14 protein-coding genes and 1 pseudogene are annotated in these 16,670 nt (G+C 59.1%); all 15 read left to right on the forward strand.

The window, feature by feature from the left end; genetic code table 11:
• Positions 1 to 135, forward strand: a 135-nt coding sequence (gene tuf, locus P8L30_16080) for an elongation factor Tu (protein ID MDG2241727.1), incomplete at its 5' end; no start/stop codon positions are given.
• Between the two features lie 88 nt (positions 136 to 223).
• On the forward strand, positions 224 to 376 hold the full coding sequence (gene rpmG, locus P8L30_16085) for a 50S ribosomal protein L33 (GenBank protein ID MDG2241728.1): 153 nt from the start codon (positions 224 to 226) through the stop codon (positions 374 to 376).
• Positions 331 to 591 carry a preprotein translocase subunit SecE gene (secE, locus tag P8L30_16090; protein ID MDG2241729.1) on the forward strand — a complete coding sequence of 87 codons (261 nt, stop codon included), beginning with the start codon at positions 331 to 333 and terminating at the stop codon, positions 589 to 591. The genes rpmG and secE overlap by 46 nt, the downstream gene beginning before the upstream one ends.
• An 11-nt stretch (positions 592 to 602) precedes the next feature.
• Positions 603 to 1,145, forward strand: coding sequence for a transcription termination/antitermination protein NusG (nusG, locus tag P8L30_16095; GenBank protein MDG2241730.1), 543 nt, complete (start codon positions 603 to 605; stop codon positions 1,143 to 1,145).
• Positions 1,146 to 1,155: 10 nt separating this feature from the next.
• On the forward strand, positions 1,156 to 1,581 hold the full coding sequence (gene rplK / locus P8L30_16100) for a 50S ribosomal protein L11 (protein MDG2241731.1): 426 nt from the start codon (positions 1,156 to 1,158) through the stop codon (positions 1,579 to 1,581).
• 69 nt (positions 1,582 to 1,650) lie between these two features.
• Complete coding sequence (gene rplA, locus P8L30_16105) at positions 1,651 to 2,349, forward strand: 50S ribosomal protein L1 (GenBank protein ID MDG2241732.1); 699 nt, start codon at positions 1,651 to 1,653, stop codon at positions 2,347 to 2,349.
• Positions 2,349 to 2,876, forward strand: coding sequence for a 50S ribosomal protein L10 (gene rplJ, locus P8L30_16110; GenBank protein ID MDG2241733.1), 528 nt, complete (start codon positions 2,349 to 2,351; stop codon positions 2,874 to 2,876). The genes rplA and rplJ overlap by 1 nt, the downstream gene beginning before the upstream one ends.
• Positions 2,877 to 2,983: 107 nt before the next feature.
• Entirely contained in the window at positions 2,984 to 3,358 is a 375-nt protein-coding gene (gene rplL, locus P8L30_16115) for a 50S ribosomal protein L7/L12 (protein ID MDG2241734.1), read from the forward strand.
• A gap of 220 nt (positions 3,359 to 3,578) precedes the next feature.
• Positions 3,579 to 7,826 (forward strand): annotated as a pseudogene (rpoB, locus tag P8L30_16120) (DNA-directed RNA polymerase subunit beta).
• 2 nt (positions 7,827 to 7,828) lie between these two features.
• Positions 7,829 to 12,109: a DNA-directed RNA polymerase subunit beta' gene (gene rpoC / locus P8L30_16125; GenBank protein ID MDG2241735.1), complete on the forward strand. Its 4,281-nt coding sequence runs from the start codon at positions 7,829 to 7,831 to the stop codon at positions 12,107 to 12,109.
• Between the two features lie 136 nt (positions 12,110 to 12,245).
• Entirely contained in the window at positions 12,246 to 12,770 is a 525-nt protein-coding gene (locus tag P8L30_16130; GenBank protein ID MDG2241736.1) for a hypothetical protein, read from the forward strand.
• 566 nt (positions 12,771 to 13,336) lie between these two features.
• Complete coding sequence (gene rpsL / locus P8L30_16135) at positions 13,337 to 13,708, forward strand: 30S ribosomal protein S12 (protein ID MDG2241737.1); 372 nt, start codon at positions 13,337 to 13,339, stop codon at positions 13,706 to 13,708.
• Between the two features lie 15 nt (positions 13,709 to 13,723).
• Complete coding sequence (rpsG, locus tag P8L30_16140) at positions 13,724 to 14,194, forward strand: 30S ribosomal protein S7 (protein MDG2241738.1); 471 nt, start codon at positions 13,724 to 13,726, stop codon at positions 14,192 to 14,194.
• 200 nt (positions 14,195 to 14,394) lie between these two features.
• On the forward strand, positions 14,395 to 16,491 hold the full coding sequence (gene fusA, locus P8L30_16145) for an elongation factor G (protein MDG2241739.1): 2,097 nt from the start codon (positions 14,395 to 14,397) through the stop codon (positions 16,489 to 16,491).
• 46 nt (positions 16,492 to 16,537) lie between these two features.
• Positions 16,538 to 16,670 (forward strand): GTP-binding protein (locus tag P8L30_16150; protein MDG2241740.1); only part of this gene is annotated, 133 nt, incomplete at its 3' end.

Consider the following 16,670-nt stretch of genomic DNA (forward strand, 5'->3'; position numbering starts at 1 on the left):
GTGATGCCTGGCGACAACGTTCAGATGGAAGTGGAGTTGATCACGCCGATCGCGATGGACCCACAGCTTCGGTTCGCGATTCGCGAAGGCGGGCGCACCGTGGGTTCAGGTGTCGTCACTGAGATCATCGAGTAATAAGGGAAAATAGCAGGAAGTGAGGTATCTCGACGAATCGAGCGGTAGGCTCGGTTAGCCGGGCCCCACACCAGTAAGGAAAAAGAGCATGGCCCGCGATAAAGTGATCCTCGCCTGTCAGGACTGTAAGGAGAGGAACTACAATCAGACGAAGAACAAGCGGCTGCACCCGGAACGTGTGGAGCACCGTAAGTATTGCGCGCGTTGCAGGACGCATACGCAGCACAAAGAGACGAAGTAAGTATGGCTGTCGTCGACAAATTCAAAGAAACCGGGACCTTCATTGAGGAGTGTTGGGTTGAGCTCCAGAAGGTCACGTGGCCGGATTGGGATCAACTCCGGAGCGCGACTATCGTCGTGGTGATGTTCACCATCGTGATTTCCTTGGTGATCTGGATAATGGATAAGTTCTCCGGTTGGATCGTCGGGTTGATCATGGGGCTCTTCGGCGCCTGATGACTGACGCCGTGGCAAGTACTCGCTGGTACGCGATTCAGAGCTATTCCGGGCACGAGAATAAGGTCCAGCGGCTGATAGAGCGCCGGATCGAAGAGGAGCCTGGTGAGGGTGAAGCGCAGGAGATCAGGCAGTGTCTGGTTCCGACGCAGGAAGTTCTTGAGATTCGCAACGGAAAGCGGGTTGCGGTGACGAAGCGTCTGTACCCTGGGTATGTGCTCGTTGAGATGGTTCTGAACGAGCGGACGCAGCATGTGATCAACAACATTCAGGGCGTGATTAAATTTGTTGGACAGGGTCGCGCGCCACAGCCGCTGCGAGAAGAAGAGATCAATAAGATCCTCGGCGTCGAGGTGGAGGCGGATAAGGGGTCCCGCGAGGAAATTCCTTTCCACATCGATCAGGTCGTCGAGGTCACGCAGGGCCCGTTCACGGACTTCAGCGGTACGGTCCAGGAGGTCTACCCCGATAAGGGGAAGGTCAAGGTCGAAGTTTCCCTCTTCGGCCGGCCCACTTCCGTCGAACTCGACTACACAGATTTGAAGGGCTACTGAGGACTAAACGATGGCGAAGAAGGTCATTGGATTCATCAAACTCCACGTTCCGGGTGGTCAGGCTAACCCGGCGCCGCCAGTGGGTCCCGCGTTGGGGCAGCACGGCGTCAACATCATGGAGTTCTGCAAGCAGTTCAACGCAAAGACCGGCGACAAGCAGGGGATTACCATTCCCTGCGAGATCACCGTCTATGCGGATCGTTCCTTCACGTTTATTACTAAGACGCCACCCGCGCCTGTGCTGATCAAGCGCGCGATCGGGTTGGCCAAGGGCTCGGGTGAGCCCAATCGCGAGAAGGTGGGCAAGATCACACGCGCCCAGATGGAAGAAATCGCCCAGACGAAGATGGAAGACCTTAATGCCAACGACATGGACGCTGCCGTGCAGATGATTGCCGGGACCGCACGGTCGATGGGTATTGAGGTCGAGGGGTAGAACGCCCCGCCCACACCACCGAGTGAGAGCCGTCACTCGGTGGGAGGGTTCACAAACGGCTCGATAGAGATGACTAAAACAGGCAAACGATCCGCCTCCGCACGTACCAACGTGCCCAAAGGCGTCAAGTTCGCTCCGGGCGAGGCTGTGAAGCTCGTGAAGGAGCTGGCGTTCGCGAAATTCGACGAGACAGTCGAAATCGCGACGCGCCTCGGGGTCGACCCCCGAAAGGCGGACCAGCTGGTCCGTGGTACCGTGGTTCTTCCGCACGGAACCGGCAGGTCCGTTCGCGTCCTGGTCATTGCCCAGGGTGAGAAAGAGGCTGAGGCCACAGCAGCCGGTGCCGACTTTGTCGGTGTCGAGTTCGTCGAGAAGATCCAGGGCGGTTGGCTGGACTTCGACGTCTGCGTGGTCACGCCGGATCTGATGGGTAAGGTCGGTCCGCTCGGACGCGTGCTTGGTCCGCGAGGGCTTATGCCCACGCCAAAGGCCGGAACCGTGACGTTCGACATCGGTCGCGCGGTCGAAGAGATCAAGGCGGGTAAGATCGAGTTCAAGGTCGACAAGACCGGCAACGTGCACGCCCCGATCGGGAAGGTCTCGTTCTCCGAAGAGCAGTTGAAAGAGAACCTAGGGGCCTTCATGGACCAGATCGTCAGCGCGAGGCCGTCCGCCGCGAAGGGTACGTACCTTCGGAGCGTCACGGTGTCCAGCACGATGGGCCCGGGCGTCGCGATCGATACGAACCTCTATCGTAGGGGGGCCTGATGGATCGCTCACAGAAAGAGGGGTTCGTCAGCGAGATCGTCGACCGGATCAACCGTGCGCCGACCGTATATTTGACGGACTTTTCGGGACTTAACGTGACGTCCATGACGGAACTCCGCCGGAGCCTCAGGACGGCCGGTGCCGAGTACGTCGTTGTGAAGAACCGTCTGGCAAAGCGTGCCTTTGCGGAAACGGATCTGCCGGACATCACGGAGAGCTTAGAAGGGCCGACCGGGATGGTCTTCAGTTACGAGGACGCGGTCGGTGCCGCCAAGGCCCTGAGCGACTTCGCGAAGGCAAACGACGAGAAGCCCTCGTTCAAGCTCGGCATCATGGACAACAAGGTGCTGCAGCCGGAGCAGGTAGAGGCAATTGCCAAGCTTCCCTCCAGGGAAGTTCTACTTTCGGAGCTGGTCGGCGCCCTCGAGGCCCCGATGTCCATGCTGGCGACGGCGATGGAAGGCAAGCTTCAAGAGATGGCCGGCCTTATCGACGCTCTCAAGGCAGAGCGCGAACAGGCTGGATAAGCCCGCATCCCGGGCATGTAGTAGGGACGCGGGCGCGTCCCTGGTAACCAACAGGGTCAACCCAATCTCCGGCAAAAAGCCGGTTGAAACACCAGGAGTCAGGAAACATGGCGACGAATCACGAAGAGCTGCTCGATACCATTGGAAGCATGACCGTTCTCGAGCTCTCGGAGTTCGTTGACGCTTTCAAGGACAAGTTCAACGTCACAGCAATGGCTGCCCCGGTGGCTGTTGCAGCGGGTGGTGGCGATGCTGCCGCTGTTGAAGAGAAGGACGAGTTCGATGTCGTTCTTGAGGGCGTTGGCGACAAGAAGATCCAGGTCATCAAGGTCGTTCGCGAGCTGACGGGTCTTGGTCTGAAAGAGGCCAAGGAAGTCGTTGACAGTGCCCCGAGCACGGTCAAGGAAGCTGTGACGAAGGTTGAGGCTGAGGAAATGAAGGCAAAGCTCGAGGGTGTTGGCGCAGCGGTCGCGCTTAAGTAGAGCTGCTGGGTCCGCAAGCTGTCCGTAGGACGGCGAACGCGAACCTGGTGAGCGCCCACGTAGTGGGTGCTGACCGTCGCGAGACAATCTGGACTTGTGTGGGTCCCCGCTGCGGGCGCCCCCTTTCGGGGGTGTGCCTGCAGGTCGGGGATTCACGCGCTTGTCCCATGAATTACCGGAACGCTGCCCGCTCTTAGCGGGTCGTCAAGGGGGACGTACGTTGGAACTGCGCAAAGACAACCGGCCGATTCTGAACTTCGCAAAGCTCAGACGGCCCATGCCGATGCCGAACTTGCTGGATGTTCAGCTCCGCTCGTTCGAGAAGCTCGTCAATGACAGTGTTAACCCGGAAGAGCAGTGGGATTTCGGGCTTGATCGAGTCTTCGAGGAAATTTTCCCGATTTCGGACGTGAATGACTACTTCACGCTCGAATACGTGAGCGCCGCGCTAGGCGAGCCGAAGTACTCCGTGGAGGAGTGCATCGAGCGAGACATGACGTATGCTGCGCCGCTCAAGGCAACGCTGCGTCTCATTGTCTGGGATGTTCCCGAGGAGGAGCGTGAGCAGAGGGGCAAGAAGCGGAAGAAGAAGAAGACTCCCCCGCCCGAGGACAGGAAGGCCGCAGACATCATCGAAAAAGAAGTGTATCTCGGTGATCTGCCGCTCCTGACACAACTCGGCACGTTCGTCATCAACGGCGCCGAACGCGTCGTGGTGAGCCAGCTGCACCGTTCCCCAGGTGTGGTGTTCGAAGAGAACATCCATCCGAATGGGACGAAGCTGTTCAGCTCGCGCATTATCCCGTTCCGTGGCTCGTGGGTCGAGTTCACGCTCGACATCAACGACATCTGCTACGTCCACATCGACAAGAAGAAGAAGTTCCCGGCGACCGCGCTGCTCAGAGCTCTGGGTTACGGCACGAACGCTGAGGTCTTCCAGCTCTTCTACGATGTGACTGAGCTGAAGCTCACCGGTAAGAAGGCGGTCGCGCTTGAGGATCTTGAAGGCAAGTCGATCGCAGAGGAATTCGTTGATCCGGAGACCGGTGAGATCATCATTGAGAACGGTTGGGAGATCGACGAGGACGTCATCGAGATCCTCCAGCGTTTAGGTCCCAAGAAACTCAAGATCTACACGACGGATCGGGTGACGCCACGCGGCGACAGCCCGATGATCAAGAACACGATCAAGAAGGACCCGACGGACAGCGAAGAAGAAGCGCTCTATGCGATCTACTCATTGCTGCGTCCGGGCGAGGCACCCAACGTCGAGACGGCCCGCGAAGCGTTAGAGCGGGTCTTCTTCAGCCCGAAGCGTTACGACCTTGGTCGTGTCGGCCGGTACAAGATCAATAGCCGGCTTGGCATGACCTCGCCGCGGAACCAGACGGTCCTGACGAAAGAAGATTTTGTCTCGATCATCCTGCACCTCATTGAGCTCAACGAGGGTCGTGGCTACACGGACGACATCGATCACCTCGGGAACCGGCGTGTGCGCACGGTGGGTGAGCTCATCGCCAACCAGTTCAGCGTTGGCCTCAGCCGCATGGCGCGGTTGGTGAAGGAGCGGATGTCCATCAACACCGATCCTGAGAAGATCAACATTGACGACCTGGTAAACGCCCGGACGGTGTCCGCGGTCATCCAGGCGTTCTTTGGATCGTCTCAGCTCAGTCAGTTCATGGATCAGACGAATCCGCTCGCGGAGATGACGCACAAGCGTCGTTTGTCTGCGCTCGGGCCGGGTGGTCTTACGCGTGAGCGGGCGGGCTTCGAAGTCCGCGATGTTCACTATTCTCACTATGGCCGCATGTGCCCCATCGAGACCCCCGAGGGTCCGAACATCGGCCTTATTACGTCGCTCACGACGTATTCGCGGATCAACGATCTCGGCTTTGTCGAGACGCCGTACCGCCAGGTGAAGAACGGCAAGGTTACGACCCAGATCGAATGGCTGTCGGCTAACGAGGAAGGGGAGAAGAGCATCGCCCAGGCGAACGCGCCGCTCGACGGCAAGGGCAATTTTGAGAACGAATACGTGCTTTGTCGTGCACGCGGTGACTTCCCGCTCCTAAAGCCCGAAGACATCGACTACATGGACGTGGCGCCGGACCAGTTGGTCTCGGTCGCTGCGGCTCTGATCCCGTTCCTAGAGCACGATGATGCCAACCGCGCGCTCATGGGCTCGAACATGCAGCGCCAAGCGGTGCCACTCCTCTACACGGACGCACCGCTCGTGGGTACCGGCCTCGAAGCCAAGGTAGCTTCGGACTCCGGTTCCGTGATTACGGCGCTCCGCGAGGGGAAGGTGGTACACGTTACGGCAGATGAAGTCGTCATCGATACCGGCAGTATTACGCCGGGAAGTGCGGACCAGCCGCTGGCAAAGCTTGCCCAGTTCGACCGGTATCGGTTGAAGAAGTACTGGCGAACGAATCAGGACACGTCAATCAATCAGCGACCGCTGGTTCAGATCGGCGAGGCTGTGAAGCCGGGTGACATCATCGCGGACGGTCCGGCTACGGACGCAGGTGAGCTTGCACTCGGAAAGAACATTGTCGTCGCGTTCATGCCGTGGTACGGCTCCAACTTCGAGGATGCCATCGTCCTCAGTGAGAAGTTGGTAAAGGACGACGTCTTCACCTCGATCCACATCCAGGAACTCGAGCTGCACGTGCGGGACACGAAGCGGGGGATGGAAGAAATCACCCGTGAGATTCCGAACGTTGCTGAAGAGAGCCTGGTCGACCTCGACGAGCGCGGCATTGTGCGCGTGGGTGCGAGAGTCAAGGCCGGCGAGATCCTGACGGGTAAGATCACGCCGAAGGGTGAAACCGAACTCTCTCCGGAAGAGAAGCTCCTCACCGCGATCTTTGGTGAGAAGGCGAAAGACGTGAAGGATTCGTCCCTGCGTGTGCCCCCGGGCATGACCGGGACGATCATCGACGTCAAAATCTTCTCCCGCCGGATCGACGATCCGCTTCTCGAGAAGGAGCATGGCGCGAAGATCGGTGATTTCCGCACCGCGGAGCGCGAAGAGATCCAGCGGATCACCGACGCGCGCGACGAAGAATTACGCAACGTCCTGCAGCGTCAGTCCGTGAGCTTGATGCTCAAGAAGGGCACGGTCGAGACGATCATGAATGAGGGCGACAAGCTGAGCAAGGATGTCATCGACGAGCTCAACTTCCGCAAGATCGACCTCTCGACGTTCAAGGTCCAGAACAAGGACGCCAGCGAGCGCGTTCGTCGTGTGGTGGATGAAGCTCAGGCCCGCATCCAAAGCGTGAAGGACAAGACCGAGGCCCAGATCGATAAGGTCTTCCAGCCGGACGAACTGCCCCCGGGCGTCGTTCAGCTGGTCAAGGTCTACGTCGCCGAGAAGCGTAAGATTTCCGTCGGTGACAAGATGGCCGGACGCCACGGGAATAAGGGCATCGTTGCCCGAATCGTCCCGGAAGAAGAAATGCCATTCCTTCCGGACGGAACGCCTGTCGAGATCGTGCTGAATCCTCTAGGTGTGCCGTCGCGAATGAACGTCGGTCAGGTCTTGGAGACCCACCTCGGGTGGGCTGGTAAGGTCCTTGGCTTCGAAGCAAAGACGCCGGTCTTCCAGGGCGCGACAGAGAACGAAGTTGGTGCGCTTCTGAAGCTTGCCGGAATGAAGTGGGTCGAGGGTGCACTCAAGCTGAAAGTGAAAGCCCCAGCTGGGAACGCCGACATCGACAACCTCGTCAGTGCGGCGAACGAGCTCCCTGTGATCATGGCCGGGAGTGACGAAGCTCGAGGTGACGGTGCTGGGCCTGGTCTGTACTCACACGGTATCGGTCAGTCGCTCGATGCGTATCTGTCGCTGCAGCTCAACAAGCGGCAGCAGAAGTTCTTGGATGACCTCATCGGATTCCTGGTTGCCGCTGCGGAAGAACTGTCCGATCGCGAAGGCCAGACGATGACGGAGCTCTTCCCGGCGATTCAGAAGTTGAAGGGACGCTCCACGGTGAAGTCCGGACTGGACGACGCCGTTGTGGAACTCATGGAGCACGCAGAGATCCTCCCGAACGGGAAGGTCTGGCTGCGAGATGGTCGGAGCGGACGCCGTTTCGACTTCCCGGTCACGGTAGGCGCGGTGTATATGCTCAAACTGAGCCACTTGGTGGATGACAAGATCCACGCCCGTTCCATCGGACCGTACTCGCTCGTAACGCAGCAGCCGCTGGCCGGTAAGGCGCAGTTTGGTGGTCAGCGCTTTGGTGAGATGGAGGTGTGGGCACTGGAAGCATACGGTGCGGCGCACACGCTCCAGGAAATTCTCACCGTGAAGTCGGACGACGTGCAGGGTCGCTCGAAGGTCTATGAGGCCATCGTGAAGGGCGACAATCTGCCGAAGCCGGGAATTCCGGAGTCGTTCAACGTCCTCGTGAAAGAACTCCAGGCTCTCGGCCTGAGCGTAACGCTCGGGGAGGAAGAGTAATGATCGATTTCCCTAGAACTCGGGATCAGGGTTCGTCTGACTTCGAATTCATCCAGGTGAAGCTTGCTTCTCCGGAAGAAATTCGCGGATGGTCGTTCGGTGAAGTCATTAAGCCAGAGACGATCAATTACCGGTCGTTCAAGCCTGAGCGTGACGGACTCTTCTGCGAGCGGATCTTCGGACCGGTCAAGGATTGGGAGTGCCATTGCGGGAAGTTCAAGCGGATCCGTTTCCGCGGCCACGTGTGTGACCGTTGCGGTGTAGAGGTCACGCTGTCAAAGGTCCGACGTGAGCGGATGGGCCACATTGAGCTCGCCGTTCCGGTAGCGCACATCTGGTTCTTTAAGACGCTTCCGAGTCAGCTCGGTTACTTGCTCGGCATGACGTTGCGTGACCTCGAGAAGGTCATCTATTACGCGGCCTATGTTGTCACGAACCCGGGCAAGCAGGAGGTCGAATACCTCGACCTTCTCGACGAAGACGAGTACTACGACCTGCGCGTAAAAGCGCGGGACGAGGGCGACGAGACGTTTAAGGCCGAGATCGGCGCTGAGGGTTCGCGCACTCTCCTCAAGATGCTCGATTCGCCAGAGCGGAGAATCAAGGATCGGAACTCTGATGGTCGCGGACTCGACCGTCTCGCGGTATGGCTTCGTCACGAGATTGCGACGGAGACGTCCCAGCACAGAAAGAAGAAGAAGCTCAAGCGGCTCAAGGTCGTGGACGCGCTGCGGAATTCCGGTGAGACGCCGGACACGCGGAACCGTCCGGAGTGGATGATCCTGGATGTAATCCCGGTCATTCCGCCCGATCTGCGCCCTCTCGTGCCGCTGGACGGTGGCCGTTTCGCGACGTCCGATCTAAACGATCTGTATCGCCGTGTGATCAACCGGAACAACCGCCTCAAGAAGCTGATCGATATGCGTGCTCCGGAGGTCATTCTCCGGAACGAGAAGCGCATGCTGCAAGAAGCAGTGGACGCCCTCTTCGACAACGGGCGTCGTTCCAAGGCGATCCGAGGCCGGGGCAAGCGCCCACTCAAGTCGCTCAGCGACATGCTCAAGGGTAAGCAGGGCCGCTTCCGCCAGAACCTTCTCGGAAAGCGTGTCGACTACTCCGGCCGTTCGGTCATCGTCGTCGGCCCTGAGCTCAAATTACACCAGTGTGGTCTGCCGAAGGCGATGGCGGTTGAGTTGTTCAAGCCGTTCATCATCCATGAGCTCGAAAAGCGTGGTGAGGCCGAGACGGTCAAGCGCGCCAAGAAGATCGTGGAGAAGGCTGATCCGAAGGTCTATGAGGTCCTCGAGGACATCATTAAGGACCACCCCGTTTTACTGAACCGTGCGCCAACGCTCCACCGACTCGGCATCCAGGCGTTTGAGCCGGTACTGGTCGAGGGTAAGGCCATCCGGGTACACCCTCTCGTATGTGCGGCGTTCAACGCGGACTTCGACGGTGATCAGATGGCGGTGCACGTACCGCTCTCGTACGAAGCGCAGCTTGAAGCTCGCGTGCTCATGCTTTCTTCGAACAACATTCTTCTGCCGTCGAATGGGCGTCCGGTCGCTGCTCCGACGCAGGACATGGTCATTGGGTTGTACTACCTGACCAACCCCGGCCTGTATATGACAGACCTTGAGCGGGCGGCAGGTGACTCCAAGGTGCCGCAGGCCCGTCGGGACACGGCAAATGAGGCTCTGAGCAAAATCTTCGAAGGCGCACCGCGTTTCTCGACGTATGGTGAAGTCGAGATGGCGCTGGCGTCCGAAGCACTCACCTTCCAAAGCCCGGTCTGGTATTGGGTCGGCGAGCAGTATGGCGAGGAAGAAGGCTCTTGGAAGCGTACGGCTGCAGGTCGAGTGCTGTTCAACTCCATTGTGCCCGACCAGCTCGGCTTCCAAAACCGCACGTTTGGCAAGAAGGAACTCGGAGACATTGTCTTCGACAGCTTCGAGAACGCGGGCCTCGGCCGGACTACCGAATTCTTGGACGATCTGAAGAACTTCGGATTCCGTTACGCCACCATGGGTGGAATCAGCGTTGGTATCGCTGACCTTGAGGTGCCGATGGAGAAGGCTGACATCCTGAAGGAAGCGGACGAGCAGATCGCACGCTTCCAGAAAGCTTACTCGAGCGGATTTATCTCCAACGGTGAGCGTTACAACAAGGTCATCGATACATGGACGCACGCGAACAACGATGTTGCGGACGCCATGGTACGCCACTTGGAGCAGTCGAAAGACGGCTTCAACCCGGTGTACATGATGATGTCCTCCGGAGCTCGTGGTAACCGAGACCAGATGCGTCAGTTGGCCGGAATGCGTGGCCTCATGGCTAAGCCGCAGAAGAAGCTGACGGGTGGAATCGGTGAGATCATCGAGTCGCCCATTAAGTCGAACTTCCGCGAGGGCCTTACGGTGGTGGAGTACTTCATCTCCACCCACGGTGCACGGAAGGGTCTGGCCGATACTGCACTCAAGACCGCAGATGCTGGATATCTGACCCGTCGCCTCGTCGACGTGGCTCAGGACGTCACTGTCATGCACGAGGATTGTGGGACCATCCTCGGCCTGGAGATGACGGCGCTGAAGGAGGGTGAGGACATCATCGAGGCGCTCATGGACCGGATCGTCGGTAACGTGGCGCTCGAAGATGTCTACGATCCCATTGATGGTGAGTTACTGGTGGAGGCCGGCGCGTTGATTGACGAGGTCGCGTCGGAAGACATTGAGGAAGCGGGTCTTCAGATGGTGAAGATCCGGTCGGTGCTGACCTGTGAGGCGCTACGTGGTATTTGCCGCCAGTGCTACGGCCGCAACCTGGCAACCATGAAAATGGTCGACATTGGTGAGGCCGTCGGGATCATTGCCGCGCAGTCGATTGGTGAGCCGGGAACGCAGCTCACGCTGCGGACCTTCCACATTGGTGGTACGGCATCCCGCATCGCTGCGCAGACACAGCGTAAGTCCAAGATCGACGGTATCGTCGAGTTGGAGCGTGTCACGACCGTTGTCACGCCTGAAAAGGACAAGATCGTTACGTCTCGAGAGGGTGAAATTCTCTTGAAGACCAAAGAGGGTGCCATTCGGAGCCGTCTCGCGGTGCCGTACGGTGCTACTCTTTCGGTGGCCGAAGACGCGTCTATCGATGCGGGGGACCTGCTCTTCAGCTGGGACCCCTACTCAGAGCCGATCGTCGCTGACTCGAAGGGTGTGATTCGCTTCGTCGACATCGTCGACGAGCAGACCATGCGCGAAGAGCTCGATGAATCCACCGGGCGTCGTCAGATGACGATCATCGAGGATCGGGAGAAGAAGCTCCACCCGACGATTCAGATTCTGAAGCACGCCAAGAAGGAAGAGAAGTTGCGTGAGTTCATCGTCCCGGTGGGCGCGCAACTGACGGTACGTGACGGCGAAGACGTCAAGCCGGGTGACACGATCGCGAAGATCAGTCGTGAGGTGTACAAGTCCCGAGACATCACCGGTGGTCTCCCGCGTGTTGCGGAGCTGTTCGAGGCGCGACGCCCGAAGGACCCAGCGGTGATCACGGAGATCGACGGTGTGGTCACGTTCGGGGGAATCAAGCGCGGTAAGCGTGAGGTGCACGTCACGCCGGAGACCGGTGAGCTGCGTACATATCCGGTACCGGTCGGGAAGCACATGCGGGTGCACGAGGGTGACCGAGTGCGGGCGGGTGACCGTCTGTCCGAAGGCCCCATCAACCCGCACGACATTCTCGCCATTAAGGGCCCGCGGGCGGTTCAGGAGTACCTGCTGAACGAAGTCCAGGAGGTCTACCGGCTTCAGGGCGTGAAGATCAACGACAAGCACATTGGAGTGATCGTCCGCCAGATGCTGCAGAAGGTCCGGATCACCGACGCTGGTGAGACGGTTCTGCTCGAGGGCGAGAACGTCGATAGAACTGAGTTCAGAGCGACGAACCAGAGGGCGATTGGGGACGAGGTTAAGCCTGCCCGTTCCGAGCCGCTCTTGCTGGGCATTACGAAGGCGTCTCTGACGACCGAGTCGTTCATCTCGGCTGCCTCTTTCCAGGAAACCACCCGAGTGCTCACGGACGCTGCCGTACGCGGCGCACGGGATGACCTCAAGGGCCTGAAGGAGAACATCATTATCGGCCATCTGATCCCGGCTGGAACCGGTGCACACCGCTACCAGGCGGTTGAGTTCATGGTCGAGCAGTCCTACTATGACGAGGAAATCATCCCACTCGGAGAGCCCGATGAAGAGCTCGCGGCGTTAGGGATGGGAGACGAATAGCGGACCAACATCCGCCAGGCAGGAATTTGGTGAGGGGCGCTCCGATGCTAGGGTGCCCCTTGCCGCTTTCTGGGGCACATTGGCACACCGCGTATAGGATTAAGTACTGATCACTTTTCGCTCAGGAAGGACCGCAATGGACTCCACCACTTCGAGCCACATTCCACGAGCACGCTCGAAGGGCCTCCTCGTCGAGCACCTTGATGACGAGACGCTGGTGTATGACTTGAGCAGCCATGAGGCGCACTGCCTGAACAAGGCGGCTGCCCACGTGTGGGGGATGGCGGACGGCGAATACACGGTTGCACAGATTGCGGGGACACTCCCTGACGTGGGCCTTCCTGCGGACGAGTCGATTGTCGCGGCATCCCTTGGGGACCTCACAGCCGCGGAGCTCCTAGTCGCGCCCGATCCGCCGAAGACGTGGACCCTTACACGTCGCCAGGCGTTGCGGGCGCTCGGCCTCGCAGCCGGTGCGTCGCTGTTCCCGACGGTGGATTCCATTGCGGCGCCCTTGGCTAGCTCCGCGGCTTCGTGCCTCACGGAGGCGCAGTGTCAAAGCTTAAACCCTCCCACTTGTACTGGGTTACCGATCTGTGAAGATCCCAGCGAGTGTTGTGTCGTGAGGGGAAGCAATTGCCAGGCACGAAAATGTCCCTAGGGTGATTCTCGGAGCACTTAAGGGTATATCGGTACAAGCCTTCCCCTTCGGCGCAGGCGAACTCGCCCGCAGGAATCGATTCGGACAGGCTTCCGAGCCGGATCAATGCCCCTTCCGTGTCTGTGAAGAGAACGTCCCTAGCTCCTTCTAGTGTCAGGGTTCCGCTGATCAGGGAATGATCCCGTGCAGTGTGGGACAGCCGGTTAGGGACTGTTTCGCGTGCGTATGGGTCCGAGAGGACACGGGACAAGGCGGCCGATGCAGCCATCTTGACGGGCAATGTTGGCGGGTCCCGGACAGGAAGTCGGGCTGTGCCGGGGGTGTCACAAACCCGCGGTCGATGAGATTGGGAGGGGCTGCTGGAACGACCGTTCGGGGCGCTGCCTAGGTATCTTGCCGGGAGTGAGACAGCAGTTGCGTCATCTACAGTGAGTCGGGGGTCCACACCCGTTGACACCCCCCTAACCCGTTTCTACCTTTCCGTGCTGTAGATGGAACGGCACTTGGCAAAACAGCTGAGGAAGCCGACGCGCCGAGAGGCGCTTTTTTTCACGATTAGAACTGCAATGCCGACGATCAACCAGCTCGTGCGGAAGGGCCGCAAGGAAATCCGGAAGAAGAACAAAGCTCCGGCCCTGCAAGCTAATCCCCAGAAACGGGGTGTCTGCACGCGTGTGTACACCACGACCCCAAAGAAGCCGAACTCGGCGCTTCGCAAGGTTGCTCGTGTACGTCTTACGAACGGCTTCGAGGTAACGGCGTACATCGGTGGTGAGGGTCACAACCTTCAGGAGCACTCAATCGTGCTCATCCGCGGTGGCCGTGTTAAAGACCTTCCTGGTGTTCGCTACCACATCATCCGCGGTACGCTTGACGCCTCGGGTGTTGATGCCCGTCGGCAGGGTCGTTCCAAGTACGGCGCCAAGCGGCCCAAGTAAGGCAGATAGAATTAGATGAGTCGTCGTTCACGCGCAGAGAAGAGGGAGACTCCTCCCGATCCGCACTTCGAGTCCCGAGCTGTCACCAAGTTCGTAAACAACTTGATGCAGGACGGAAAGAAGTCCATCGCCGAGAAGATCTTCTACGATGCTTGCGAGATCATGGAGTCGCGTTCGGGTCAGCCCGGGTTGCAGATCTTTGAGCAGGCACTGACCAACGCCAAGCCCGCGCTTGAGGTTAAGAGTCGCCGCGTGGGTGGTGCGACGTACCAGGTGCCCATTGAGGTTCGCCCGGATCGCCGCACAGCCTTGGCAACTCGCTGGCTCATCGGGCATGCCCGGGGCCGGTCAGAGAAGAGCATGGCCGAACGGTTGGCCGCGGAACTGCTTTCGGCGAGCCGCGGTGAGGGCACGACGATCAAGAAGAAGGACGACACGCATCGGATGGCAGAAGCGAACAAGGCGTTCGCGCACTACCGCTGGTAAGGGTCGGTTAGCTGGACCGCAGGCCCTACGGGGTCGGCACAGACAATTTGGGACGCGATGGCCCCGTTCTTCGGGAATTGGGCCCTCTCCGATCGAAGGAGCGCGGACGACTGTCAGTCCCCAGGGACTGCAGATAAGGAACCCCGTGCTCCTTTTTTCACGTCCTACACAACATGAGAATGGAAGAAGGACCGAAATAGATGCCTAGAGAAACGCCACTGTCGAGACTGAGAAACATCGGCATCATGGCGCACATTGACGCCGGTAAGACCACGACCACGGAGCGCGTCCTGTTCTATACAGGTCGGGTGCACCGTGTGGGCGAGGTGCATGACGGTGCTGCGACCATGGATTGGATGGAGCAGGAGCAGGAGCGGGGAATTACGATCACCTCTGCTGCTACCACCGCTCACTGGAACCGTTTCGACACCGAATACCGAATCAACATCATCGACACACCTGGGCACGTGGATTTCACGGCCGAGGTGGAGCGCTCACTGCGTGTGCTGGACGGCGCGGTGGCGGTCTTCTGTGCAGTAGGTGGTGTAGAGCCGCAGTCCGAGACTGTGTGGCGTCAGGCAGATCGTTATCAGGTCCCGCGTATCGCGTTCGTCAACAAGATGGACCGCATCGGTGCGGACTTCATGAACGTGGTCGAGATGATGAAGGACCGCTTGGGCGCTAACGCTCACCCGGTCCAGTATCCACTCGGTGAGGGTGAGCTTTTTACCGGTCACATCGACATCGTGACCCGTAAGTCCCTCATCTATGAAGACGAGATGGGTGCGGAGTTCACGGAGGGAGATGTTCCTGACGCGCTCAAGGCCGACATCGAAGAGTTGCGCAACGCGCTCCTCGAAGCCGCGGTGGAGCATGATGACGAGCTCATTGAGAAGTATCTTGCGGGTGAAGTGCTTTCGAACGACGAGTTCCGTCAAGCGATCCGGACCGCCACCATCAAAGGTGTCATCTTCCCGGTCTTCTGTGGTTCGGCCTTCAAGAACAAAGGCGTGCAGCCGCTTCTGGATGGAGTCATCGACTACCTCCCGTCGCCGGTCGACGTCGAAGCGATTCAGGGGCACGTCCCGCAGAATGACGAAACGTACGAGGCTCGCGAGGCGAGCGACGATGCTCCCTTCGCAGCGCTCGCATTCAAGATTGCGACGGATCCCTACGTCGGTAAGCTGACCTTCTTTCGCGTTTACTCGGGTGTCCTTTCGTCGGGCAGCTACGTGTACAACGCGACGAAAGGCAAGCGTGAGCGCGTAGGTCGTATCCTGCAGATGCACGCAAACAAGCGTGAAGAGCGGTCTGAAGTCTATGCGGGCGATATCGCAGCTGCGATCGGCTTGAAAGACGTGAAGACGGGCGACACGCTGTGCATCGAGTCGGACCCGATCATCCTGGAAGCCATGGACTTCCCGGAGCCTGTTATCGCTGTTGCGATCGAGCCCAAGACGAAGGTTGATCAAGACAAGCTGACGAACGGGTTGATCAAGCTGGCCGATGAGGATCCGACGTTCCGTGTGTTCACGGACCCGGAGACCAACCAGGTGATCATTTCCGGGATGGGAGAGCTCCACCTTGAAATCATCGTTGATCGTTTGCGTCGCGAGTTCGGCGTCGAGGCGAACATCGGACGTCCGCAGGTTGCCTACCGCGAGACCATCCGGAACCGAGCCGAGAATGTGCACGGGAAGTTCGTACGCCAGACCGGCGGTCGTGGACAGTACGGACATGCTGTGATTCACATTGAGCCCGGTTCAACGGGGAGCGGCTTTGTCTTCGAGGACAAAATTGTTGGCGGCTCGATCCCGCGTGAGTACATCAGCTCTGTCGAGGCCGGGATCAAAGAGGGGCTCGTCGCTGGTGTAATGGCCGGATATCCGGTGATCGACGTGAAGGTTCAGTTGATCGACGGTTCGTACCACGACGTGGATTCGAACGAAATGGCCTTTAAGATCGCCGGTGGTATGGCGCTCAAAGAGGGTCTGAAGAAGGCCAAGTCGGTCCTGTTGGAGCCCATCATGGACGTCGAAGTTGTGACTCCTGCCGACTACATGGGTGACATCATCGGGGACCTATCGTCCCGCAGGGGCAAGATCGGGGGCATGACCGAGAGGGCAGGCGCCCGCGTCATCGGCGCTTCGGTGCCGCTCGGTGAAATGTTCGGGTACTCGACCACGCTCCGCTCAATGAGCCAGGGCCGGGCCGTGTACACGATGCAGTTTGCGCACTACGAAGAGGTTCCGAAGTCGAAGGCGGAAGAGATCATGTCCGCCAACGGGGCCGACTGACCCCAAGGGTTATACGCACTTAACTGATCCACGAGGACAGCGAACGATGGGTAAGGCACAATTCGAGCGGACGAAACCACACGTCAACGTGGGCACGATTGGTCACGTTGATCATGGTAAAACGACGCTGACAGCAGCGATCACGCTCACTCAATCCAAGAAGCATGGCGGAGACGCGG

Source organism: Longimicrobiales bacterium, from assembly GCA_029245345.1.
In the GTDB taxonomy this organism is placed as follows: Bacteria; Gemmatimonadota; Gemmatimonadetes; order Longimicrobiales; family Gaopeijiaceae; genus CALFPJ01.